The sequence below is a fragment of the Streptomyces luteoverticillatus genome (genome assembly GCF_003970715.1).
In the GTDB taxonomy this organism is placed as follows: domain Bacteria; phylum Actinomycetota; class Actinomycetes; order Streptomycetales; family Streptomycetaceae; genus Streptomyces; species Streptomyces abikoensis.
Genome location: NZ_CP034587.1, coordinates 4,367,016 through 4,390,358, shown reverse-complemented (window position 1 = coordinate 4,390,358; position 23,343 = coordinate 4,367,016). Strand labels below are relative to the sequence as shown.

Genomic DNA, 23,343 nt, shown 5'->3' with positions numbered 1-23,343 from the left:
CAGGAGGGGATGTGGCGCATCACAGTCAGTCCTGCAAGCCGGGGGCGGCACGGTCCACCCCGTGCCGTCCCCCACCGCTCACCGACGGGGAGGAACCCGGATCATGAACGTACGCAAGCGCTTCGCCGCCGTCGCGGCCGCCGCGGTCCTCAGCGGCGGACTGGCCGTCCTCCCGGCCGCTTCGGCGCATGCCGGCTCCACGGCGCCTGCCGGCGCCCTCACCGAAGTCGCCTCGTTCGACACGAATGTGAAGGGCTGCTGGGACTGGGCACACGATCAGAGCTACGGCTCGTCGGCGGGCACCGCGTGTGCTCCGGGGACGAACTCGGGCTGGGTCAAGGACGAGAAGGCCGACGGCAAGTGCGTCTTCACCGAGACCCGCTACTACGACGGCAACTGGCGCGAGCTGTCGCGGTGGCGCTCGCCGAGTGCCTGCCCCAAGAACGACGTCAAGCGCTTCACATCGCCCCCGAGCCACAACTACGCCCGTCACGTGAAGGTGTACATGGGGCACAGCTGACCCGGTCGCCCGGCGTTCCGTCGGGCAGGCCCGAGTGAGAACGCGGTGGTCCGTCCTCCCACGGGGGAGAGGACGGACCACCGTCATGCCCGCCCGGCGGCTACGCCGCCGCTCCGGTCCGCTTCCGCAGGTTCTCGTCCAGGGCCGCCAGGAACTGTTCGGTCGTCAGCCACGGCTGACCGGGGCCGATCAGCTGGGCCAGGTCCTTGGTCATCTGGCCGCCCTCCACCGTCTCGACGCAGACCTTCTCCAGCGTCTCCGCGAACCGGACGACCTCGGGCGTGCCGTCCAGGCGGCCGCGGTGGGCCAGGGCCCGGGTCCAGGCGAAGATCGAGGCGATGGGGTTGGTGGAGGTGGCCTTGCCGGCCTGGTGCTGCCGGTAGTGGCGGGTGACCGTGCCGTGCGCGGCCTCCGCCTCGACCGTGCGGCCGTCGGGGGACATCAGCACCGAGGTCATCAGGCCCAGCGAGCCGAAGCCCTGCGCGACGACGTCCGACTGGACGTCGCCGTCGTAGTTCTTGCACGCCCAGACGTAGCCGCCGTCCCACTTGAGGGCGGCGGCGACCATGTCGTCGATCAGCCGGTGCTCGTACGTCAGGCCCGCCGCCTCGAAGCCCTCCCGGAACTCGGCGTCGAAGACCGCCTGGAAGAGGTCCTTGAAGCGGCCGTCGTACTTCTTGAGGATCGTGTTCTTGGTGGACATGTACACCGGGTAGCCGCGATCGAGGCCGTAGCGGAACGAGGCGCGGGCGAAGTCGCGGATCGAGTCGTCCAGGTTGTACATGGACAGCGCGACGCCGGCGCCCGGGAACTCGTAGACCTCCAGCTCGATCGGCTCGGAGCCGTCCTTCGGGGTGAAGGTCATGGTGAGCGTGCCCTCGCCGGGGACCTTGAGGTCCGTGGCGCGGTACTGGTCGCCGAAGGCGTGGCGGCCGACGACGATGGGCTTGGTCCAGCCGGGCACCAGCCGCGGCACATTGCCCATGATGATCGGCTCGCGGAAGATCACTCCGCCGAGGATGTTGCGGATGGTGCCGTTGGGCGAGCGGTACATCGCCTTGAGGTTGAACTCCTCGACGCGGGCCTCGTCCGGGGTGATGGTCGCGCACTTCACCCCGACGCCGTACTCCTTGATGGCGTGGGCGGCGTCGACCGTCACCTGGTCACCCGTGGCGTCGCGGTTCTCGATGCCCAGGTCGTAGTACTTCAGCTCGATGTCGAGGTAGGGCAGGATCAGTTTTTCCTTGATGAACCGCCAGATGATGCGGGTCATCTCGTCGCCGTCGAGCTCGACGACGGGGTTGGCGACCTTGATCTTGGTCATGAGCCGGAACACCCCTTCTCACGCAACGTTCGTGGGGCCGACGCACCGGGCAGCCCCACGTCCACGCACCTTGCCGTGCGGTAGTGCGCGCACCGCGCACTACTCACTGCGCACTACGCGCACTACTGCACGGTGAAGTGCAGCACGTCCTCCAGGAACGGGATCTTCAGCCACGCGTGCGGCTGGGCCATCAGGGCGAGCAGCACGATCGCCAGGCCCAGCCCGCCGTACAGGAAGAGGTCGGTGAACCGCGAGCGGACGGCCAGCATGCCCACGGACGGCAGCGTCCAGCGCAGCACCGCGCCGCCGATCAGCGCGAGCCCGATGATCAGCGCCCCGACCCGGAAGGCGTCGAGGGCCACGATCAGCAGACCCAGGCCCGTGGCCCCCAGGACCGCCAGCAGCGGCCACTGCCGCGCGGGCGCCGGGGCGCGCCCGGGCGCGGCGCGACCGCCGCCCTCGGGGCGCGCGGTGTCCCGGGTGACCTGCGGGGGACGGCGGGTCGCCCTGCCGGCGGCTTCATCGGACGCCTTGCCCGGGCCGGCGGCCTTCGCCGACCCGCCGGAGCCTGACGGCCGACCGGAGCCGGCCGGTCCGCCGGCTCCGTTGGCCGAACCGTTCACGCTCGAACCGTTCACGCCCGAGCTCTTCGAGCCCGAGCCCTTCGGGCCCGAACGGTCCGGGTCCGAGCCGTTCGCGTCCGGACCGGTGGCCTCAGGCCCCATCGCCGCCTCCGGCGGCCTCGGCGTCCCGCTCGGCGGCCTCCACCACGTTGAGCAGCAGCAGGGCGCGGGTCATCGGGCCGACGCCGCCGGGGTTCGGGGAGATCCAGGCCGCGACCTCGCGCACGCCCGGGTGGACATCGCCGACGATCTTGCCGTTCTCGTCACGGCTGACGCCGACGTCGAGGACGGCCGCGCCCGGCTTGACGTCCTCGGGCTTGATCAGGTGCGGCACGCCCGCCGCGGCCACGATGATGTCGGCCCGCTTCAGATGGGCCGACAGGTCCCGGGTGCCGGTGTGGCACTGCGTGACCGTGGCGTTCTCGGAGCGGCGGGTCAGCAGCAGCGGCATCGGACGGCCGATGGTCACGCCGCGCCCGACGACGACCACCTCGGCGCCGTTGATCTCCACGCCGTGCCGGCGCAGCAGGGTGATGATGCCGTTGGGGGTGCAGGGCAGCGGGGCGGGCTCGTTCAGGACCAGGTGGCCGAGGTTGGTCGGGTGGAGCCCGTCGGCGTCCTTGGCCGGGTCCATCAGGCCGAGGACGCGGTTCTCGTCGATGCCCCTGGGCAGCGGCAGCTGGACGATGTAGCCGGTGCAGGCCGGGTCCTCGTTGAGCTCCCGGACGACCGCCTCGATCTCCTCCTGGGTGGCGGTCGCGGGCAGCTCGCGCTGGATGGAGGCGATGCCGACCTCGGCGCAGTCGCGGTGCTTGCCGGCCACGTACTTCTGGCTGCCCGGGTCCTCCCCGACCAGGATCGTGCCCAGGCCGGGGGTGATGCCCCGGGCCTTCAGCGCCTGCACACGGGTGGAGAGTTCTGACTTGATCGCGGCCGCGGTGGCCTTGCCATCGAGAATCTGGGCGGTCATGGTGCACATCCTCGCGGATCGGGTGGGGTTGGTTCCACTCAGGTCGGAGTCGCCCGCGCGACGCTGCGCGGTACGACCGTATGTCTACGATTGCGCCGCCGTGGCCCGGGCCACGGCCGTCCCGTACAAACCCAGCCACCGCTCGAAGGACACGTCCAGGTGACCCACCCGAACCCGCCCTACCCGCCGCCCCCGCCGGGCTACGGCCCGCCGCAGCAGCCGGGGCAGCCGTATCCGCAGTACCCGCCGTTCCCCCAGCAGCCCGGGGCATATGGGGCGTACGGGGCCTACGGCCACGGCGGCTACCCGCAGGACCCGTACGCCGTGCAGCAGCGCCCGCCGCTGGCGGGCTGGTGGGCCCGCGTGGGCGCGACGCTGCTGGACAGCCTGATCCTGGGGATTCCCACGCTGCTCCTGATCGCGGCCGGCGCCGGCATGTGGCTCACCGGGTACGAGGACTGCTCCACGTACTCGGCGAGCCAGGGCTACTGCGAGCAGTCGACCGGCCTGGTGACCGGCGGCCTGGTCGTGATGGGGCTCGCCTTCCTCCTCAGCGTCTTCCTCGGCTTCTGGGCCCTCTACCGCCAGGGAAAGACGGGCCAGACGCCGGGCAAGAAGGCCGTGGGCATCAGCGTGCTGCGCGAGCGCGACGGCATGCCCACCGGCTTCGGCATGGCGTTCGTCCGGAATCTGTGCCACATCGTCGACGGTTTCTTGTACCTCGGCTATCTCTGGCCGCTGTGGGACGAGAAGAAGCAGACCTTCGCCGACAAGATCGTCGGCACGGTCGTCGTACGGGTCCGCTGAGGCGTCCGGCGTCCGGCGCCCCTGGAAGGCCGCGCTGTTTCAGGAGCGCGGCCTTCCGTTCTCTCGGATCAGTGGAAGAAGTGGCGCGTACCCGTGAAGTACATCGTCACGCCCGCCGCCTTCGCGGCCTCCACCACCTGCTCGTCCCGGACCGAACCGCCCGGCTGGGCCACCGCCTTGATCCCGGCGGCGGTCAGCACCTCCAGCCCGTCCGGGAAGGGGAAGAACGCGTCGGACGCGGCGTACGAGCCCTGGGCGCGCTCCTCGCCCGCCCGCTGGACGGCCAGCTTCGCGGAGTCCACACGGTTGACCTGGCCCATGCCGACGCCGACGGTCCCGCCGTCCTTGGCCAGCAGGATGGCGTTGGACTTCACCGCGCGGCAGGCCTTCCACGCGAAGGCGAGCTCGGCCAGCTCCTCGGCGGACAGCGCCTCGCCCGTGGCGAGCGTCCAGTTGGCCGGGTCGTCGCCCTCGGCCTGGAGCCGGTCCTTGGCCTGGACCAGCAGACCGCCCTCGATGGGCCGGGACTCGCCGTGCGCGGCGGGCGCGTCGGGGCAGCGCAGCACGCGGATGTTCTTCTTCCGGGACAGCACCTCGACCGCGCCGGCCTCGTAGTACGGCGCCACGATGACCTCGGTGAAGATCTCCGCGACCTGCTCGGCCATCTCCAGCGTCACCGGCCGGTTGACGGCGATGACGCCGCCGAAGGCCGACAGGGGGTCGCAGGCGTGCGCCTTGCGGTGGGCCTCGCCGACGTCCGCGCCGACCGCGATGCCGCAGGGGTTGGCGTGCTTGATGATCGCGACGCAGGGCTCGTCGTGGTCGTACGCCGCCCGGCGCGCGGCGTCGGTGTCGACGTAGTTGTTGTACGACATCTCCTTGCCGTGCAGCTGCTCCGCGTTCGCGAGCCCCGTGCCCGTGGGGTCGAGGTAGAGCGCGGCGGGCTGGTGCGGGTTCTCGCCGTAGCGCAGCACCTGCTTGCGGGCGTAGGAGATGCCGATGAAGTCGGGCCAGGGGCCCTCGTCCGCGCCGTAGCCCTCCGCGAACCAGTTCGCCACGGCCACGTCGTACGCGGCCGTGTGCTGGAACGCCTCGGCGGCCAGCCGCTTGCGGGCGGCGAGGTCGAAGCCGCCGTCGGCGACGGCCTTGAGCACGTCGTCGTAGCGCCCGGGGTTGACGATCACGGCGACGGAGGGGTGGTTCTTGGCCGCCGCGCGGACCATCGACGGGCCGCCGATGTCGATCTGCTCGACGCACTCGTCGGGCGAGGCGCCCGAGGCGACGGTCTCCCGGAACGGGTAGAGGTTGACGATCACCAGCTCGAAGGGGCTGACGCCCAGCTCGTCGAGCTGCGCGCGGTGCGCCTCCAGGCGCTGGTCGGCGAGGATGCCGGCGTGGACGCGGGGGTGGAGGGTCTTCACCCGGCCGTCCAGGCACTCGGGGAAGCCGGTGAGCTCCTCGACCTTGGTGACGGGGACACCGGCGGCGGCGATCCGGCCGGCCGTGGAACCGGTGGAGACCAGCTCGACGCCCGCGTCGTGCAGCCCCCGGGCCAGCTCCTCCAGCCCCGTCTTGTCGTAGACGCTGACCAGTGCCCGGCGGATGGGCCGCTTCATGCTCTCGGCGGTCACGGGATCCTTACCTTTCGTCCCTCTATGCGGTAGCCGTCGCGGGCCAGACGTCCCACGACATCGACGAGCAGCGAACGCTCGACTTCCTTGATCCGCTCGTGCAGCGCGGACTCGTCGTCCTCGTCCCTGATCTCCACCACGCCCTGGGCGATGATCGGGCCGGTGTCGACGCCTTCGTCGACGAGGTGGACGGTGCACCCGGTGACCTTCACGCCGTACGCGAGCGCGTCGCGCACCCCGTGGGCACCGGGAAAGCTGGGGAGGAGGGCGGGGTGGGTATTGACGATCCGCCCGCCGAACCGGGCGAGGAACGCCCTCCCCACGATCTTCATAAAGCCGGCGGTGACGACGAGGTCCGGCTCGTACCCGGCCGTCGCCTCCGTCAGCGCCTCGTCCCACGCATCGCGGTCGGCGTGGTCCTTCACCCGGCACACGTACGTCGGCAGCCCGGCGCGCTCGGCGCGCTCCAGGCCCGCGATGCCGTCCCGGTCGGCGCCCACGGCCACGACGCGGACGCCGTAGCCGCCGGGATCGGCGGCGATGGCGTCCAGCAGGGCCTGAAGGTTCGTACCGGAACCGGAGACGAGCACGACGACACGGGCGGGGCGGGCGGGGGCGGCCACGGTGGGGCCCTTTCTCGCGGGTGATGCGTGGGTGATGCGCGGGTGATGCGCGGGTGATGCGTTGACGCGGTTTGTATGGTCGTACGAGTCGGAGGGGTCGCCGATTACGGGGGACTCTACGAAGCCGCCGACCGCCAGCAACGATACCGGCACACCGAACCGCCCCCACGGGACGGGGGCGGGCACGGAAGGTAGCGTCGGGACCGGACCGGACGGCGGCGCGGGAAACGGCACGGGAAAAAGAGCGTGTCACCGTAGGCTCGAAGGTGCAGGACGACCACACCAGGGGAAGACACACTCCACATGCCGGACCGACGCCGCCACGCGGTTCACCGCCTCCCGCGCTTCGCGCTGCGCGAGAGCCAGCCGCAGCCGTCCCCCGCCGGGGAGGAGCGGGACAACCCCTTCGCCGCGCCGCCCGAGGGCAGCCCGGACCGCCCTTGGCAGCCGCGCACGCCGGCGACGGGCAACCCGGGCGGTTCGGGCGACCGTGAAGACGGCCGGGACTCGGACTCGGATTCCGGTTCGGACTCGGGCGAGGAACGTCCGGCGTGGGGCAGCCAGTGGAGCAGCCGGCAGCCGGGACGGCAGGGCGGCGGCTTCGGCGGCGGTCAGGGCCCCGGTGGCGGCCCGGGCGGCCTCCGCTGGGACCCCACGGACCCGGCCCAGCGGCGCGCCCGCTACGCGCTGCTCGCGGGCATGTGGGGCTTCTTCTTCGCCCTCTTCAGCATTCCGCAGGTGGCCCTGCTGCTCGGCGCCCTCTCCGTCTACTGGGGCATCAGCTCCCTGCGCGCCAAGCCCAAGCCGCGCGACCCGGACACCCCGGCCCCGCCGCCCACCCCCGGCGGCTTCCGCCCCCAGACGACGGCGGCGGTCAGCGGCCTGGTCACAGGCGGGCTCGCGCTGGCCATCGTGGCGGCGACGTTCGCCTTCCACATCGTCTACCGCGACTACTACACGTGCGTCGACGACGCGCTCACGCAGACGTCGCGGGCGGCGTGCGAGAACCATCTCCCGAAGCAGTTCCGACCGCTGCTGGGGTCGCAGGACTGACAGGCTGCATACGCAGCCCCTCCGGCGTTTGAGGAGCGGGGGTCCGGGGGCGGAGCCCCCCGGGAAACGGTGAAAGGGCGGGGCTGGGGCCTACTCCCCCTCCCGCGGGTCGAAGTCCGGCATCAGCCCACCCCCCGAATCCTTCAACGCCGCCCACCGGTGCCGACGGGCCGACGGCTCGTGCCAGTCGGACGCGGCACCCCCACGCCGCCTCCCCCGCTTCTTCGGCGGCCGGTGCCGCCCCCGCTCACGCTCACGCGGCTCCTCCGCCTCGGCGTCGTCGTCCCGCAGATGCCGCGTCGGCGTCAGCGGCAACGTCTCCGGCTCGTACACGATCGCCTCCGGCTCGGGCGCGGGCCGCGCGCTCCCGGGCACCCGGAAGCCGAACCACCCCACCATCGCCGCCCACAACGACCGCGAGACCTTGGGCTCGGGGTCGAGGCCCGGCCCGAGGTCCGGCTCGGGACCGGACGCCGCTTCCGGCACCGGCTCCGGCCCCGCCTCCGGTTCGGCAACCGGCGCAGCGGCCTCAGGAGCCGCCTCCACCGCCACCGCCAACCCCAACGCATACCCGACCCGCCGCCACCCCGTCAGCACTGCCTCCCCGCCCTCCGCCCGCCCGTCCCGCGCCCCCGGCGCAGCCCGTACAACCCCCCGCCGCCACCGCACCACCAGCGCCCCCGGCAGGCCGATGGCCGCCGTCCAGGCCGCCGCCGCGCCCCCGGTGCGCCAGCACGGCGGGCCGAAGCCGGCGAGCGCCTCGTTGCCGATCGCGCCCGACGACGCGTAAGCCAGCACCGTCATCAACACTCCGCACAGCAGCGCGCCCAGTACCGCTGTCGCGGCGGCCTCCCCATAGCCCACGCCCGGGGGGCGCCGCCTCGGCACGGCGGTGTGCGCGATCGCGATGCCCGCGCCGGCCGCGAGCGCCGCCGCGCCCGCCAGGACGAGCGGGCTCGCCGCGCCGGGCTCGGGCAGCGCCGCGAGCAGCGGGAAGCGCGGGAGGACGGGGCGGTCCGGCGCGGCGCTCAGCGGGGCGACCAGGCTGCCCGCGCCCACCGTGAAGCCGGGCCCGAGCCCGTACGCCACCGCCCAGACCATCGCGTTGGGCAGCAGTGCCACGCTCAGCAGCGCCAGCGCCACCCGGCCGGACCAGCGCGGTGCGAGCTGAATGGCGGCGTCCTGGGCCGTCCCGGCGTGGATGGCGAGTGAGACGCCCACCAGCAGCAGGCCGCCGCCGAGGAGGACGGCCACCGCCGTCGCCCCGGTGCGGACGATCGCGTTCAGCCGGTCCCGGGTGAACCACCTCCGCAGCCGCGTGGGCAGCACCCGCCGGACGAAGGGCGGCGCCGGGAAGCCCGGCCGCCCGTCCGCCGTCCACACCCCGGCGGCGATGAACGCCGCGGCGACGAGCGGCAGCTGGAGCAGCGTGCTCAGCGGCGCGGGCCGCACCGGGCTGGACCAGGCGTAGACGACGGCCGCCAGGGCCACCAGGAGGTAGCCGCCGAGCATGGCGGTGAACGCGGGGCGGGGCGCGGGGCCGGGGGTGTCCGGGGGCGCGTCCTCGGGGGGCTCGAGGGCGTGGCAGGCGGCGCGGTAGAGCAGGGTGCAGGGCACGAGCGCGCACAGCAGCGGGGTCAGCGCGATGGGCGCGGGCGGCCCGGCCAGCGTCTCGGTCCGTACGAGGCCGGCGCCGTGCGCGAGCAGCCACAGGTCGGCGGCGACGCGCAGCGCGCCGGCGGGGCCGCTGTCGGGGTACGGGGAGGTGATCCACATCGCCAGGACGGCCATGGCGAAGGTGCCGAGGCCCAGCCCGGCGGCGAGCACCCCGCCGATGAACGCCGTGCTCGCCGATCCGGGGAGCGCCGGTGCCCAGAGCACGGGGCCCGCCTCGGCGGGCCGGTGCTCCGTCGTCGGCGACGGGCCGTGACCGGCGTATTCACTCACAGGGCCATGCTGCCAAGAACGCGCCTTTCGGGCGGGTAGCTGGCATTTAACCGTCGTGTCGCTTGTATGGCAACGAATACGGTTATGAACCTTTTAGTCCAACCAGGTACGGCAATCGCGGCGCAGGGCCCGCCCGCATACGGGCGTGGGCCCGCACCCCCTGCCGGGGTGCGGGCCCACGCCGTGGAACCGTGGCGGCGTCAGCCGGCCAGCGCGGCGCGCGCGAGGCGAGCCGTCTCGGACGGGGTCTTGCCGACCTTCACGCCCGCGGCCTCGAGGGCCTCCTTCTTCGCCTGGGCGGTGCCGGACGAACCGGACACGATGGCGCCGGCGTGGCCCATCGTCTTGCCCTCGGGCGCGGTGAAGCCGGCCACGTAGCCGACGACCGGCTTGGTGACGTGCTCCTTGATGAAGTCGGCCGCCCGCTCCTCCGCGTCGCCGCCGATCTCGCCGATCATGACGATCAGGTCGGTCTCGGGGTCGTCCTGGAAGGCCTTCAGGGCGTCGATGTGGGTGGTGCCGATGATCGGGTCGCCACCGATGCCGACGCAGGAGCTGAAGCCGAGGTCGCGCAGCTCGTACATCATCTGGTAGGTCAGCGTGCCGGACTTGGACACGAGACCGATGCGGCCGGGCTTGGTGATGTCGGCCGGGATGATGCCCGCGTTGGACTGGCCGGGGCTGATCAGACCCGGGCAGTTGGGGCCGATGATGCGGGTCTTGTTGCCCTTGGCCTGGGCGAGCGCCCAGAACGAGGCGGTGTCGTGGACCGCGACGCCCTCGGTGATCACGACGGCGAGCTCGATCTCGGCCTCGATGGCCTCGACGACCGCGTCCTTGGTGAACTTCTCCGGGACGAAGATGACCGTGACGTCGGCGCCGGTCTTCTCCATGGCGTCCTTGACGGAGCCGAAGACGGGGACCTCGGTGCCGTCGAAGTCGACGGTCGTGCCGGCCTTGCGCGGGTTCACGCCACCGACGATGTTGGTGCCGGAAGCCAGCATGCGCTTGGTGTGCTTCTGGCCCTCGGAGCCGGTCATGCCCTGGACGATGACCTTGCTGTCCTTGGTGAGGAAGATAGCCATGGTGTTCTAGTGACCTCGTTCCTTACTTCGCAGCCAGCTCGGCGGCGCGCTCGGCGGCGCCGTCCATGGTGTCCACCTGCTGCACCAGCGGGTGGTTGGCGTCGGTCAGGATCTTGCGACCCAGCTCGGCGTTGTTGCCGTCGAGGCGCACGACCAGCGGCTTCTCGACCTTCTCGCCCTTGGACTCGAGGAGCGCCAGGGCCTGGACGATGCCGTTGGCGACCGCGTCACACGCGGTGATGCCACCGAAGACGTTGACGAAGACGGACTTGACGTCCGGGTCGCCCAGGATGATCTCGAGGCCGTTGGCCATGACCTCGGCGGAGGCACCGCCACCGATGTCGAGGAAGTTGGCGGGCTTGACGCCACCGTGGTTCTCACCGGCGTAGGCGACGACGTCCAGGGTGCTCATGACGAGACCCGCGCCGTTGCCGATGATGCCGACCTGGCCCTCGAGCTTGACGTAGTTCAGGCCCTTGGCCTTGGCGGCCGCCTCGAGCGGGTCGGCCGCGGCCTTGTCCTCGAGCTCCTCGTGCGAGGGCTGACGGAACTCGGCGTTGGCGTCCAGGGAGACCTTGCCGTCGAGCGCGATGACGCGGCCGTCGGCGACCTTGGCGAGCGGGTTGACCTCGACGAGGAGCGCGTCCTCGGCGACGAAGGTCTTCCACAGGGTCACGAGGACCTCGGCGACCTGCTCGGCGACCTCGGCCGGGAACTTCGCCTGGGCGACGATCTCGCGGGCCTTCTCGATGGAGACGCCGTCGTTGGCGTCGACCGGCACCTTGGCGAGCTTCTCGGGCGTCTCCGCCGCGACCTGCTCGATGTCCATGCCACCGGCGACCGACGCCATGGCGAGGAAGGTGCGGTTGGTGCGGTCGAGGAGGTACGAGACGTAGTACTCCTCGGCGATCTCCGGAGCGGTCTCGGCGATCATGACCTTGTGGACCGTGTGGCCCTTGATGTCCATGCCGAGGATGTCCGTCGCGCGGGCGACGGCCTCGTCCGGGGTGGCGGCCAGCTTCACACCGCCGGCCTTGCCGCGGCCACCGACCTTCACCTGAGCCTTGACGACCGAACGGCCGCCCAGACGCTCAGTGGCCTCGCGCGCCGCCTCAGGCGTGTCGATGACTTCACCGGCCAGCACCGGTACACCGTGCTTGGCGAAGAGGTCCCTCGCCTGGTACTCGAACAGGTCCACGCGCGTCCGTCCCTTTTCCATGGATATCGCGGTTCGTTGTCTGCGCGGGCGTGCCGCAGGGCGGCGTGAGGGCGCGATCTCCGCAAAGGTCCGGGGGTTTGCGCCCCGGGATAGCACGGGCGAGGGCGGCACACGTTCACCGTTGACGCGGCATGTCCGTCTCGCAGGTTATCCCCGAGGGAGGGAGGTCCCTAAATCGCAGATCACACTCCGGCCGTGATTACGCTCACAGATCGCGACGACGCCCGCACGCGTTCGGCCGCGTTCGGCGTAGCCGGGCCCCTTCAGGCCGCTCAGACGGCCGGGGCGGGTATCGGCAGCGGGCGCTTCTCCAGGGCGGCGGCCATGACCTCCGGGAAGAGGTCCGGCGTACAGGCGAAGGCGGGCGCGCCGAGCGCGGCCAGGGCCGCCGCGTGGTCGCGATCGTAGGCGGGGGCGCCCTCGTCGGACAGGGCCAGCAGGGTGACGAACCGGACGCCCGACGCCCGCATCGCGGCGACCCTCTTGAGCATCTCGTCGCGGATGCCGCCCTCGTAGAGATCACTGATGAGGACGACGACCGTCTCGGCCGGGCGGGTGATCCGTGACTGACAGTAGGCGAGCGCGCGGTTGATGTCCGTGCCGCCGCCGAGCTGGGTGCCGAAGAGCACGTCCACCGGGTCGGCCAGCTGGTCGGTGAGGTCGACGACGGCCGTGTCGAAGACGACGAGGCGCGTGTCGAGGGCGCGCATGGAGGCGAGGACCGCGCCGAAGACGGACGCGTAGACGACGGAGGCGGCCATCGACCCCGACTGGTCGATGCAGAGGATCACCTCCTTCTTCACCGCCTGCGCGGCCCGGCCGTGGCCGATCAGGCGCTCGGGGACGACCGTGCGGTGGGCGGGCAGATAGTTCTTGAGGTTCGCCCGGATGGTGCGGTCCCAGTCGATGTCGCGGTGGCGGGGGCGGGCGGTCCGCGCGGAGCGGTCGAGGGCGCCGGCGAGCGTGGCGCGGGTCCTGCCGGAGAGGCGGGACTCCAGGTCCGCGACGACCTTGCGGACGACGGCCCGCGCGGTCTCCTTGGTGGCCTCGGGCATCGCCTTGTTGAGGGAGAGCAGGGTGCCGACGAGATGGACGTCGGCCTCGACGGCCTCCAGCATCTCCGGCTCGAGCAGCAGTGCGGACAGCCCGAGGCGGTCGACGGCGTCCCGCTGCATCACCTGAACGACGGACGCCGGAAAGTACGTCCGGATGTCCCCCAGCCAGCGGGCGACCCGCGGCGCGGACGCACCGAGCCCGCCCCGGCGCGGGCCGTCGGCCTCGCCGGCCGCGCCGCCCCCGCCGCCGTAGAGCGCTTCCAGGGTCCGGTCCATGGCGGCGTCGGCGCCGGCGAGGGCCCCGCCGGTGTCCGCGCCGAGCACGAGCCGCCAGCGACGCAGCCGCTCCGCGTCAGCCGTGGTTTCGATGGTTTCGGTGGTCATACGGGTTCTCCTCCCAGCAGCAGCCGCATCGTCGGCAGGACGGCCGCGGCGCGTCGCGGATCCAGGGCCGGGCCGAAGCCCGGGGCCGTGGCGTGAAGGGACTGGGCCGGACCTGGGCCCCGGCCGCCCTGCCGTATGTGGTCGCCGAGCGTCCGCCGTACGCCTGGTTCGAACGCCGAGAAGGTGCGGCGCAGCAGCGGCAGTACGCCGGTGAAGGCGTCCGGCGGGACGGCGGTGAGCCAGCCGTCGACTAGGGCGAGGAGGCGCTCGTCGTGGACGAGCAGCATGCCGCCGGAGCCGTCGGTGCCGAGGAAGCCCTCGATCCAGGCGGCGGCCTCGGCGGGCGGCGTGCCGGCCGAGAGGACGAGACCCATCAGCCGGGCCGCCCGATCGTGCGGCAGGCGTCCGTCGTCGAGCAGCAGCCGCGTGGCCCGGCCGCGTATCCCGCCCGGAAGGGCGTCCCGCTCGGCGAGCACCTTCAGGACGGCGGCCCAGCGGTCCCGGAGCCCGGGAGCGACGGTCGACGGCTCGTCGGCGGTCCCGGCCAGCAGGGCGACGGCTTGGTGCACGCCGTCCACATGGGCGCGCATCTCCGCCGCCGCGTCCGCGTCGAGGCCCGCGCAGGCGGCGGGCAGGCCGACGAAGACGCGCTCGGCGAGCCCGGCGGCCACTTCGGCGAGGGCGGCCGTGTCCGTGCGGCGTACGTCGCCGTAGCGCACGGAGCGGACGAGGGCGGGCAGGGCCTGGGCGAGGTGGCCGGCGTCCGAGTCGAGGGCGGCGCGGTCGGCGAGGGCGCGCATGACGACGGGGAGGGCGTCGGGCAGGCCCGCGAGCAGGCACCGTTCGGCAAGGGAGGTGATCTCCGCGAGGGCGGTGGCGTCGCGCGCCAGGGACTCCGCCTTGGCGGTCGCCGCGCCCTCCACCGTCGTGCCCCACACGCCGGCTTCGGCGATCCGTACGGACAGTTCGGGCTCCCAGCACAGCCGCCAGCTCTCCCGGAAGGTGCCGAGACCGCCGCGCGAGGGCAGGGGCTCGCCCCAGTCGACGCCGAGCAGCCGCAGCCGGTGCAGCAGGCGGCTGCGGGCCGCGTCCGTGTCCTTGCGCAGGTCGAACTCGCAGTCGCGCGCGGCCGCTTCGGGTTTGAGCCGCAGCGCGCGCCGCTGCCGGTCGAGGTCGCGCTGGAGGGGCGAGGCGGGCGCGGCGTCGGGGACCTCGCCCAGCACGTCGCCGACGACCAGCCGGTCCCGGACGAGGGCGAGCGGCACGTCGGAGCCGTCGCACATCACGGCGCGGATCGCGTCGACGGTCTCGGCGAGCCCGGCGAGCGGGCGGCCGCGCATCGCGGCGAGGGTCTCGGCGAGCCGGACGGCCTCGATGACGTGCGCGGAGGAGACGGGGTGGCCTTCGGCGCGCAGCAGCCGGGCGACGTCGGTCATCCAGCGCTCGACCGGCCGGTCGGGGACCCGGAAGAGATGCCCGTACCAGCCGGGTGAGGTGATGCCGGCGCCGTAGCCGCTGTGGCGGGAGAGGCGCCGGTGGGTCCAGGGGACCCAGCCGATCTCGACCTTGGCCTTGGGGAGGCCCTTGAGCGCCTGCCGGTCGGCGGCCACGGTCCGCCGCTCGGCGAGGGCGGGCACGTGCCAGGCGCCGCACACGACCGCGACGGCGCCCCCGAACTCCCGCCGCGCCTCCCGGAGCTTGAGCCGCATGTGGGCTTCCCGGACTGCGTCGTGCTCGAGGTCCTCTTCTTCGCCGAGTGCGGACCGCAGTTCACCCATGGCCTCGGCGACGACCTCGAACGGCGCGAGCGCGTCGCCCTCGCCGCGCCGATGTTCGACGACGTCCTCCCACCACGCCTCGGGATCGTCATACCCGCCGGCTCCGGCGAGCACGGCGAGCGGGTCGGTACGCGGACCCACGCCCTCAGGGCTCGCGTCGCGCTCCGGGCCGCGCCCGGCCCCACCCCCGCGCCCAGCGCGAGCGTATGCGCCGCCGGCAGGTCGATGAAGCGGACCGGTACTCCGTGGGCGAGGGCCCAGCGCAGGGCGATCCACTCCGGGGAGAATTCGGCGAAAGGCCAGAACGCGGCGCGGCCCGGTTCCCCGGCGACGTGGGCGAGGAGGGCCACCGGCGGGCGCATGTCCTGTTCGGCGGCCAGGGGGACGAGGGCGTCCGCCTCGGGTGGGCCCTCGATCAGGACGGCGGTGGGGCGGCAGCGGTCGAGGGCCGCGCGTACGGCGCGGGCGGAGCCCGGGCCGTGGTGGCGGACGCCGAGCAGCACCGGCTCCGGGGCGGCGGTCCCGGTCACGCTGCCACCTCGCGACAGGCGCGGTAGAAGTCCTTCCAGCCGTCCCGTTCGCGGACGACGGTCTCCAGGTATTCGTGCCAGATCACCCGGTCGGCGGCGGGGTCGCGGACGACCGCGCCGAGGATGCCGGCGGCCACGTCCCCGGCGCGCAGTACGCCGTCTCCGAAGTGGGCGGCGAGCGCGAGCCCGCCCGTGACGACGGAGATCGCCTCGGCCGTCGAGAGCGTCCCCGAGGGCGACTTGAGTCTGGTGCGGCCGTCGGCCGTGACGCCGTCGCGCAACTCGCGGAAGACGGTGACGACGCGGCGGATCTCGTCGATGCCGTCGGGCGCGGCGGGCAGGTCCAGGGAGCGGCCGATCTGGTCGACGCGGCGGGCGACGATGCCGACCTCGTCCTCGGCGGTGGCGGGCAGCGGCAGGACGACCGTGTTGAACCGGCGGCGCAGCGCGCTGGAGAGCTCGTTCACGCCGCGGTCGCGGTCGTTGGCCGTGGCGATGAGGTTGAACCCGCGCACGGCCTGGACCTCCTGGCCCAGTTCGGGGATGGGGAGCGTCTTCTCGGACAGGACGGTGATGAGGGTGTCCTGGACATCGACGGGGATGCGGGTGAGCTCCTCGACGCGCGCGGTCATGCCCTCGGCCATGGCCCGCATGACGGGGCTGGGCACGAGCGCGTCGCGGCTGGGGCCTTCGGCGAGCAGCCGGGCGTAGTTCCACCCGTAGCGGATGGCCTCCTCCGGGGTGCCGGCGGCGCCCTGGACGAGCAGGGTGGAGTCGCCGCTGACGGCGGCGGCGAGGTGCTCCGACACCCAGGTCTTCGCGGTGCCGGGCACGCCGAGCAGCAGCAGGGCCCGGTCGGTGGCGAGCGTGGTGACGGCGACCTCCACGATCCTGCGCGGGCCCACGTACTTGGGTGTGATCACGGTGCCGTCGGGCAGCGTGCCGCCGAGCAGGTACATGGCGACGGCCCACGGCGAGAGCCGCCAACGCTCGGGCCTGGGACGGTCGTCGGCCGCCGCGAGGGCCTTCAGCTCGTGGGCGAAAGCGTCCTCGGCGTGCGGGCGCAGGGCGTCGGTCTGGATTCCGGGCACGGTCACAAGTCCCCCTCGTCGTGCGGTTCCGGGTGGCGTGAACCACCCTGCACCACCCCACTGACAATCGCCCTGACCTGCGGTTTCGTTGGCGCCGAGGGCGATTGTCAGTGGGGTCCCCTACCGTCGGTGACATGAATCCGCAGGGGGAACGCTGGACGGCGGAACGCGTGCTGGAGCTGGCACCTGACGCCGCATCACGCACGGCGGGCGCGAAGCTCGCGGTGCCCGGCCCGTGGTCGGGCGCGGGGGCGCACACGGGCGCCGGCACGGGCGCGGTATGGGGGGAGTGCGCGGGTAGCGGCGGCAGACCGTACCGGACGGTCGTGGATCTTGCGGGGCCGGGTTTCCACTGCTCCTGCCCGAGCCGCAAGTTCCCGTGCAAGCACGCGCTGGGGCTGCTGTTGTCGTGGTCGAAGGGCCCGGAGGCCGTCCCGGAGGGGGCGCCGCCGGACTGGGCGGCCCAGTGGCTGGGCGAGCGGCGGGAGCGGGAGGCCGCCGGGTCCGGGGCGGCGGCCGCTTCCGGCCCGTCCCGGGGGCCGGCCGACCCGGAGGCCGCGCGCCGCCGGGCGGAGCGCCGCGCGCGACGGATCGCGGCGGGCGCCTCGGAACTGGAGCGGCGCCTCGCCGACCTGCTGCGGAGCGGCCTGGCGTCGGCCGACGCCGCCTCGTACGGGCGGTGGGAGGAGACGGCGGCCCGCATGGTCGACGCCCAGGCGCCGGGACTGGCGGCGCGGGTACGGGAGTTGGCGTCCGTGGCAGGCTCCGGCTCCGGGGCCCGGGAGACCTCCCGGCTCCTGGAGGAGTGCGCGCTCCTCCACACCCTCGGCCAGGGGTTCCTCCGGCTGGCGGAACTGCCGGAACCCCTGGCGGCGACGGTGCGGGCGCGCGTGGGCGTCACGCCGGACACGGCGACGCTGCTGGCCTCCACCCCGCTCGTGCGCGACCGCTGGCTCGTCCTGGCCCAGCGCGACGCCGACGACGGCCGGCTGGTCACGCGCCGCGTCTGGCTGCGCGGCCGGGAGACAGGCCGGATGGCCCTGCTCCTCTCCTACGGCGCGGCGGGCCGCGCGCCCGAGCTGTCACTCCCCGTCGGTCTCGCCCTGGACGCGGAGCTCGCCTTCCACCCGTCCGCCCGGCCGCTGCGCGCGGCCCTGGGCACCCGGCACGCGGCCCCCGCGCCGGTCGCCGACCCGCCGCCGGGCGGCGACCCGGAGGAGGCGCTCCGGGCGTACGGCGAGGCGCTGTGCGACGACCCGTGGCTGGAGGGCTGGCCGGTGGTCCTCTCGGGGGTGGTCCCGGTACCCGGCCAGGGCGGCGGCGACTGGCAACTGGCGGACGCGGACGGCCGGTCGGCCCTCCCGGTGACGCCCGGCGGCGACGAATCGGCCCTGTGGCGGCTGACGGCGATATCGGGCGGGCGCCCGGTGCGGGTGTTCGGCGAATGCGGGCACCGGGGCTTCACACCCCTGCTGGCCTGGGCACCGGAGCCGGTGGCCCTGTGACGGAAGACAGTGCTGTGACGGAAAGCAGCCCCATGGAGGAAGGACGTGCGATGTCGATGAGCACCACCTGGGACGACCTCGTCACCACCGCCCTCCTCGGCACGGACCGCCGCCCCGCCTCCCCCGGCGCGCTGCTCGACGAGGCCGCGCTGCGGACCGTGCAGCGCCGGGCCGCGCTCCTGCCGGGCGCACCGCGACCGCTGCCCGAGGCGGCCCCGGAGGACGTCCGGCCACCCCTGCCGGAAGCCGCCCGGCGGCGGCTGGCGCTGCTGCTCGCCGAGCGGGCGGCGGGCCCCGGCGGCTCCGGGCGCCGCGGCGGCGGCCCGGACCTCACCGAGCTGCTGCCCCAGTGGCTGGCGGCCGCCAACGACCACGGCTACCGCGCCCCGGCGGGCCTGCTGCCCGGGCTGCTCGACGCCGCGCGGGCGCGCAGCGACCTGCGGCCCGGGGCGCTGGCCCTGGGCGGCCCCCGCGCCCTGTGGCTGGCGCGGCTCAACCCGCAGTGGAGATACGCGCTGCGCGACGCCCCCGCGTCGCGCGCGGCACCGGCCGCGACGGATACCGCGGATACCGGGGAAGGCGTGGAGCAGCTCTGGCAGGAGGGCCTGTTCGCCGAGCGCGTGGCCCTGCTGACGTCGCTGCGGCGCCGTGACCCCGCCGCCGCCCGGGAACTGCTGGCCACGACCTGGGACCGGGAGCGGGCCGAGGACCGGCTGATGTTCCTGGACTCGCTGCGCGACGGGCTCTCCCTCGCCGACGAGCCGTTCCTGGAAGGGGCCCTGACGGACCGGGGCCGCACCGTCCGGGCCACGGCCGCCGAGCTGCTGTCGGCGCTCCCCGCGTCCGCGCTCGCGGCCCGGATGGCGGAACGGGCGAAAGCCTGCGTCGCCCTGGACCGCACCGCCGGGCGGCCCACCGTGGTCGTGGAGGCGCCGCACGAGTGCGACGCCGGGATGCGCCGCGACGGCGTCGTGGCCAAGCCCCCGGCGGGCCGGGGCGAACGCTCGTGGTGGCTGGGCCAACTCGTGGAGGCCGCCCCGCTGGGGATCTGGTGCGAGCGCCTCGGCGTGACGGGCGCCGCCGAGGCCGTCGCCCTGCCGGTGGCGGACGGCTGGCGGCCCGACCTCCACGCGGCCTGGTGCCGGGCCGCCGTCCGGCAGGAGGACGCCGAGTGGTCACGGGCGCTGCTGGGCCCGGCGGCGTCCCCGCCCGAGCCCACGGGCGCCTCGTGGCTGGACCCGGCGAAGCTGCTGTCCGCGCTGCCGCCCGCCGAGCGGGCCGGGTGGGTGGCGGAGTTCATCGCCGCGCACGGCCTGTCGGAGGCGTTCCGGCTGCTCGGCGTGTGCGCGGTGCCCTGGGCGGAGCCCCTGGGCCGGGCGGTGGTGGACGCGCTGGACACCGCGCGGGAGGCGGGCGGCTACCCCTGGAGCTTCAGCGGGGTGATGGGCATGGCCGAACGCTGTCTGGACCCGGACCGGGCCGACCTGCTGGAGGCGCTCACCGTCCTCCCGGCCGGGCCGGGGGACGGCGACGCCGGCCATGGCGCGGCGGGCTACTGGGCGGAGGCGTACCAGCGCCTCATCGGCACGCTGCGCCTCCGCGCCACCATGCGAAGGGAGCTGGCGGACGGAAGCTGACCAAAGGCGAAAGGAGCCCTCAAAGGGGCCTCAAGGGGCCCTCAGACGGCCTGGCGCCGGACGTTGGCGTTGACCCACTCCACGATCGAGGTCGTCGTCGCCCCCGGGGTGAAGATCTCCGCGACGCCCAACTCCTTGAGCGGGGCGATGTCGGCCTCGGGGATGATGCCGCCGCCGAAGACCTGGATGTCCTCCGCGTCACGCTCCTTCAGCAGCTCCATCACCTTGGCGAAGAGGGTGTTGTGCGCGCCGGAGAGGATGGAGAGGCCGATCGCGTCCGCGTCCTCCTGGATCGCCGTGTCGACGATCTGCTCGGGCGTCTGATGGAGCCCGGTGTAGATGACCTCCATGCCGGCGTCGCGCAGCGCCCGCGCGATGACCTTGGCGCCGCGGTCGTGTCCGTCGAGCCCCGGCTTGGCCACCACCACGCGGATCGGACCGGTCACTCCCATCACTGCCTCCCTGTACGTGCGTGTACGTGCCGTCGGCCGGCCGCGAGGTCCCTCCGGCGCCCGAGGGCCCGGAGACGTGAACGAACGTCGCGTCCAGCATCCCGCACCCGGCCGTTTCGCGGTGGAGGCCGAGGGGGAAATCACACGTGGGACACCACGTTCGCTACGCACCGTTCCCGGAACCCCCGTCTCACGGGCCACATCGCCCGCTTCGACCGCGAGACGCGCCGGGCCACGAGACACCGGACCACGGGACGGCCGCGAGGGGAGCCGCGACGAGGCGGCCGCCCCTCTGTGCCGACAGCCGCACGGCACAGAAGGGTGGCCCGCCACGCGCACAGCTGCCCATGAGGGCACACGGGGGAGAGGGTCGCTCGCTGTGTGCTGTTCGGGAGGTCGGTCGGCCATGGGGGCCTTGCCCTTTCTCTGTACCCTCTTACGCTCCTTCGCCGCGGCGCGCCCGCGCCCGTCGGCCGCGCTCGTCCGGTCCACACTGCTGGAGCTGGCGATCCTCACCACGCATGTGCTGCTCTACCCCACCGGGATCACCCAGGAGCGCCGCCCGCCGCCCCTCCTCCCCCCGGCCGCCGGCCCCTCCCCCGCCGGCCCCTCCCTCGCCGGCACGGCGGAACGGCCCGAACCACCCGAACCGCCCGGCGCGCCCGCCGGCCCGGTGGCGGCGCGCCCGCCCGTCCTGCTCCTCCACGGCTTCATCGACAACCGCTCGGTGTTCGTCCTGCTGCGCCGCTCGCTGCGCCGGCACGGCTGGGACGAGGTACGGTCCCTCAACTACTCGCTCCTGACGTGCGACATCCGCAAGGCGGCGGCGATGCTCGGCCGACATGTGGAAGAGGTCTGCCTCAGCACGGGCCGGGACCGCGTCGACATGGTGGGGCACAGCCTGGGCGGGCTGATCGCGCGCTACTACATCCAGCGGCTGGGCGGCGACGCCCGCGTCCGTACGCTCGTCACCCTCGGCACCCCGCACGGCGGCACCCGGGTGGCCCCCCTCATGACGGCCCATCCTTTGGTGCGGCAGATGCGGCCCGATTCGGACGTCATCACCGAACTCGCCGGGCCCGTTCCCCATTGCACAACGCAATTCATCGGTTTCTGGAGCGACCTGGATCAGATCATGGTTCCCGTCGAAACCGCCCGTATCGATCACCCCGACCTCCACGCGCGCAACGTCCGGGTATGCGGTGTGGGCCATCTGGCCCTGCCCGTGCACGGGGAGGTGGCCGCGGGGATCAGGCAGGCGCTGACCACGGAAGAGCCGTCGGCGGGCGCGGCGGGGGCCGCCTCGGTCGCCTGAGTTCCGCAAAAACTTCGAACGCATATCGAACGTCAAGTCGACTCATCATGGCTCAGTCCACCAAAAGGCGGCTAAATGCCCAGCGCTTCGGTGACCGAAACGTGGGGAAGATTGTCGTCGTCGCATACCGCCGGGTACAGTCGCCGCTAATTCTCCTGCTGCCAAGGCGAAATGGATGTGGTGGTGAACGACCGTCACCCGTCGGCGGGCCCGGGTCAGTCCGTTCCCGCTCCCGATGCCCTCTATGGGCACGGGCAGTACGCGGCGTACGAGCAGCCTTACGCCCAGCAGGGTTACGCCGGATACGGCGATCACGCCTCCGGCCACTGGGACGCCGGCACCACCAACCAGTGGGGCACCAGCGGCCACACCCAGACCTGGGACTTCAGCGGCTACGACCTCGGCCACGACGGCACCGGCCAGACGGGCCAGTACGCCGCGCAGCAGTGGGACACCTCCGGCGGATCCGGCCAGTGGGACCTCACCGGCACGGCCGCCGCGTCCGCCCACCCCTCGGCCCACTCGACCGGGCAGTGGGACACCGGCGCCTGGAGCGCCGCCGGTTCGGCCGCCGGGACCTATGACACGGGCCAGCACCACTCCGGCCAGTGGGACCAGTGGGACACCACCGGGCAGAACACCGGCCAGGCCACTGGGCAGAATCAATACTTCACCCAGCCCGCCCAGTCCTGGGACACCTCCGGGCAGTGGGATTCCGGCCAGTGGGACCTGAGCGCCCAGGCGACCCAGACCTGGGACGCGAGCGCGCACGCGACCCCCGAGGTGGGGCACACCCCCACCGTCATGGTCGACGTCTCCGGCATCCCCGGCCTCTCCGAGGCCGCCGGTGTCGCCGATGCCGGTGGAGTCGCCGACGCCGAGACCCGCGCGATGGTGATCCCGCCGCCCGAGGAGACCGAGGGCATCGGCAACGCCGGCGGCACCGGGGACGACGCCCCCGCGCCGGTACCGTCCCGGGCCCGGAGCCGGTCCGAGGTCCCGCAGCAGTCCCGGGGCAGCCGCCGCAAGGGCGCCCCCGCCCGCGCCGGTTACCGCCCCCGCCGCAAGGCCCTGCTCACCGTCGCCGTCCCCTCGGTCGCCGTCATGGGCGTGGCCGGGATCGCCGCCGCGTCCGTCATGACCGGCGGCGGGCAGAAGGACACCCAGCAGACCACCGCGGCCTCCGCCCCGGACAACTCCGTCAAGCTCTCCGCCGCCAACAGCAAGCTGGACACCCAGCTCGCCGGCCTCAGCCAGGGCGCCGACGACTTCGCCACCCGCGCCAGCCGCACCCAGGAGCGGATCGACCTCAAGGTCCGCCAGGAGGAGGACCGCAAACGCCAGGCCGAGGAGGCCGCCCGCAAGGAGCGCGAGCGCCCCAAGTTCGCCCTGCCCGTCTCCCAGCACGGGCTCAGCGCCTACTACGGCCAGGCGGGCGTCAACTGGATGTCGGTGCACACCGGCATCGACTTCCCCGTCGGCTACGGCACGCCCGTCATGGCCGCCACCGACGGCACGGTCAGCACCCAGTACAACGTGGCCTACGGCAACATGGCCAAGGTGACGTCGTCGGACGGCACCGAGACCTGGTACTGCCACCTCAGCAGCTACAAGCTCCGCTCGGGACCGGTCAAGGCCGGGGACGTCATCGCCTACTCCGGCAACTCCGGCAACTCCACCGGCCCGCACCTCCACTTCGAGGTACACCCCGGCGGCTCGGCCATAGACCCCCTCCCCTGGCTCCGCAGCCACGACCTGGACCCGACGTAAGGGGCCCGCGCCCCCGAAGGGGCG

General features: G+C 73.5%; 18 protein-coding genes and 1 pseudogene. 7 read left to right on the top strand and 12 right to left on the bottom strand.

Annotated features, from left to right (window positions below; translation table 11 throughout):
- The first annotated feature begins 103 nt into the window (after positions 1–103).
- Positions 104–520 carry a hypothetical protein gene (locus EKH77_RS19505; RefSeq protein ID WP_126915619.1) on the top strand — a complete coding sequence of 139 codons (417 nt, stop codon included), beginning with the start codon at positions 104–106 and terminating at the stop codon, positions 518–520.
- A gap of 100 nt (positions 521–620) precedes the next feature.
- On the opposite strand, the gene EKH77_RS19500 is transcribed toward EKH77_RS19505, so the two are convergent.
- The 3 genes from EKH77_RS19500 to EKH77_RS19490 form a co-directional block, all read right to left on the bottom strand.
- Positions 621–1,844, bottom strand: a complete 1,224-nt coding sequence (locus EKH77_RS19500; protein WP_126915618.1) for an NADP-dependent isocitrate dehydrogenase — start codon at positions 1,842–1,844, stop codon at positions 621–623.
- Positions 1,845–1,966: 122 nt separating this feature from the next.
- Positions 1,967–2,482, bottom strand: a complete 516-nt coding sequence (locus EKH77_RS19495; RefSeq protein WP_240667428.1) for a DUF3017 domain-containing protein — start codon at positions 2,480–2,482, stop codon at positions 1,967–1,969.
- Between the two features lie 76 nt (positions 2,483–2,558).
- Entirely contained in the window at positions 2,559–3,437 is an 879-nt protein-coding gene (locus tag EKH77_RS19490; protein WP_126915616.1) for a bifunctional methylenetetrahydrofolate dehydrogenase/methenyltetrahydrofolate cyclohydrolase, read from the bottom strand.
- A 159-nt stretch (positions 3,438–3,596) separates the two neighbouring features.
- Between EKH77_RS19490 and EKH77_RS19485 the strand changes: the two genes are divergently transcribed.
- Positions 3,597–4,244: an RDD family protein gene (locus EKH77_RS19485; protein WP_126915615.1), complete on the top strand. Its 648-nt coding sequence runs from the start codon at positions 3,597–3,599 to the stop codon at positions 4,242–4,244.
- A gap of 68 nt (positions 4,245–4,312) precedes the next feature.
- On the opposite strand, the gene purH is transcribed toward EKH77_RS19485, so the two are convergent.
- Complete coding sequence (gene purH / locus EKH77_RS19480; protein WP_126918167.1) at positions 4,313–5,860, bottom strand: bifunctional phosphoribosylaminoimidazolecarboxamide formyltransferase/IMP cyclohydrolase; 1,548 nt, start codon at positions 5,858–5,860, stop codon at positions 4,313–4,315.
- A gap of 11 nt (positions 5,861–5,871) precedes the next feature.
- Positions 5,872–6,498: a phosphoribosylglycinamide formyltransferase gene (gene purN / locus EKH77_RS19475; RefSeq protein WP_240667427.1), complete on the bottom strand. Its 627-nt coding sequence runs from the start codon at positions 6,496–6,498 to the stop codon at positions 5,872–5,874.
- 303 nt (positions 6,499–6,801) lie between these two features.
- On the opposite strand from purN, the gene EKH77_RS19470 reads away from it, so the two are divergent.
- Positions 6,802–7,551, top strand: a complete 750-nt coding sequence (locus EKH77_RS19470) for a hypothetical protein (RefSeq protein WP_240667426.1) — start codon at positions 6,802–6,804, stop codon at positions 7,549–7,551.
- A 90-nt stretch (positions 7,552–7,641) separates the two neighbouring features.
- Here EKH77_RS19470 and EKH77_RS19465 read toward each other — a convergent pair whose 3' ends face one another.
- The 6 genes and pseudogenes from EKH77_RS19465 to EKH77_RS19440 all read right to left on the bottom strand — a co-directional run bounded on the left by EKH77_RS19465 (position 7,642) and on the right by EKH77_RS19440 (position 16,646).
- Entirely contained in the window at positions 7,642–9,498 is a 1,857-nt protein-coding gene (locus EKH77_RS19465) for a cell division protein PerM (RefSeq protein WP_126915614.1), read from the bottom strand.
- 200 nt (positions 9,499–9,698) lie between these two features.
- On the bottom strand, positions 9,699–10,583 hold the full coding sequence (gene sucD / locus EKH77_RS19460) for a succinate--CoA ligase subunit alpha (RefSeq protein ID WP_126915613.1): 885 nt from the start codon (positions 10,581–10,583) through the stop codon (positions 9,699–9,701).
- Positions 10,584–10,605: 22 nt separating this feature from the next.
- Complete coding sequence (gene sucC / locus EKH77_RS19455; protein WP_126915612.1) at positions 10,606–11,781, bottom strand: ADP-forming succinate--CoA ligase subunit beta; 1,176 nt, start codon at positions 11,779–11,781, stop codon at positions 10,606–10,608.
- A 293-nt stretch (positions 11,782–12,074) separates the two neighbouring features.
- Positions 12,075–13,241 carry a VWA domain-containing protein gene (locus EKH77_RS19450; protein WP_126915611.1) on the bottom strand — a complete coding sequence of 389 codons (1,167 nt, stop codon included), beginning with the start codon at positions 13,239–13,241 and terminating at the stop codon, positions 12,075–12,077.
- Positions 13,238–15,549, bottom strand: a pseudogene (locus EKH77_RS19445) (DUF5682 family protein). The gene EKH77_RS19450 and the pseudogene EKH77_RS19445 overlap by 4 nt, the downstream one beginning before the upstream one ends.
- Positions 15,546–16,646, bottom strand: coding sequence for an ATP-binding protein (locus EKH77_RS19440; protein WP_126915610.1), 1,101 nt, complete (start codon positions 16,644–16,646; stop codon positions 15,546–15,548). Before EKH77_RS19440 ends, EKH77_RS19445 begins: the two are co-directional and overlap by 4 nt.
- Before the next feature lie 128 nt (positions 16,647–16,774).
- On the opposite strand from EKH77_RS19440, the gene EKH77_RS19435 reads away from it, so the two are divergent.
- Together EKH77_RS19435 and EKH77_RS19430 are read left to right on the top strand one after the other, a co-directional pair.
- Positions 16,775–18,145 (top strand): SWIM zinc finger family protein, encoded by a 1,371-nt coding sequence (locus tag EKH77_RS19435; protein WP_126915609.1) that lies wholly within the window; start codon positions 16,775–16,777, stop codon positions 18,143–18,145.
- Positions 18,146–18,195: 50 nt separating this feature from the next.
- Positions 18,196–19,782, top strand: coding sequence for a DUF5691 domain-containing protein (locus tag EKH77_RS19430; RefSeq protein WP_240667425.1), 1,587 nt, complete (start codon positions 18,196–18,198; stop codon positions 19,780–19,782).
- Between the two features lie 41 nt (positions 19,783–19,823).
- On the opposite strand, the gene EKH77_RS19425 is transcribed toward EKH77_RS19430, so the two are convergent.
- Positions 19,824–20,234 (bottom strand): cobalamin B12-binding domain-containing protein, encoded by a 411-nt coding sequence (locus tag EKH77_RS19425; protein ID WP_126915607.1) that lies wholly within the window; start codon positions 20,232–20,234, stop codon positions 19,824–19,826.
- Between the two features lie 406 nt (positions 20,235–20,640).
- Between EKH77_RS19425 and EKH77_RS19420 the strand changes: the two genes are divergently transcribed.
- Entirely contained in the window at positions 20,641–21,549 is a 909-nt protein-coding gene (locus EKH77_RS19420; RefSeq protein ID WP_126915606.1) for an esterase/lipase family protein, read from the top strand.
- A 183-nt stretch (positions 21,550–21,732) separates the two neighbouring features.
- Positions 21,733–23,319, top strand: coding sequence for a peptidoglycan DD-metalloendopeptidase family protein (locus EKH77_RS19415; RefSeq protein ID WP_126915605.1), 1,587 nt, complete (start codon positions 21,733–21,735; stop codon positions 23,317–23,319).
- Positions 23,320–23,343: the final 24 nt, after the last annotated feature.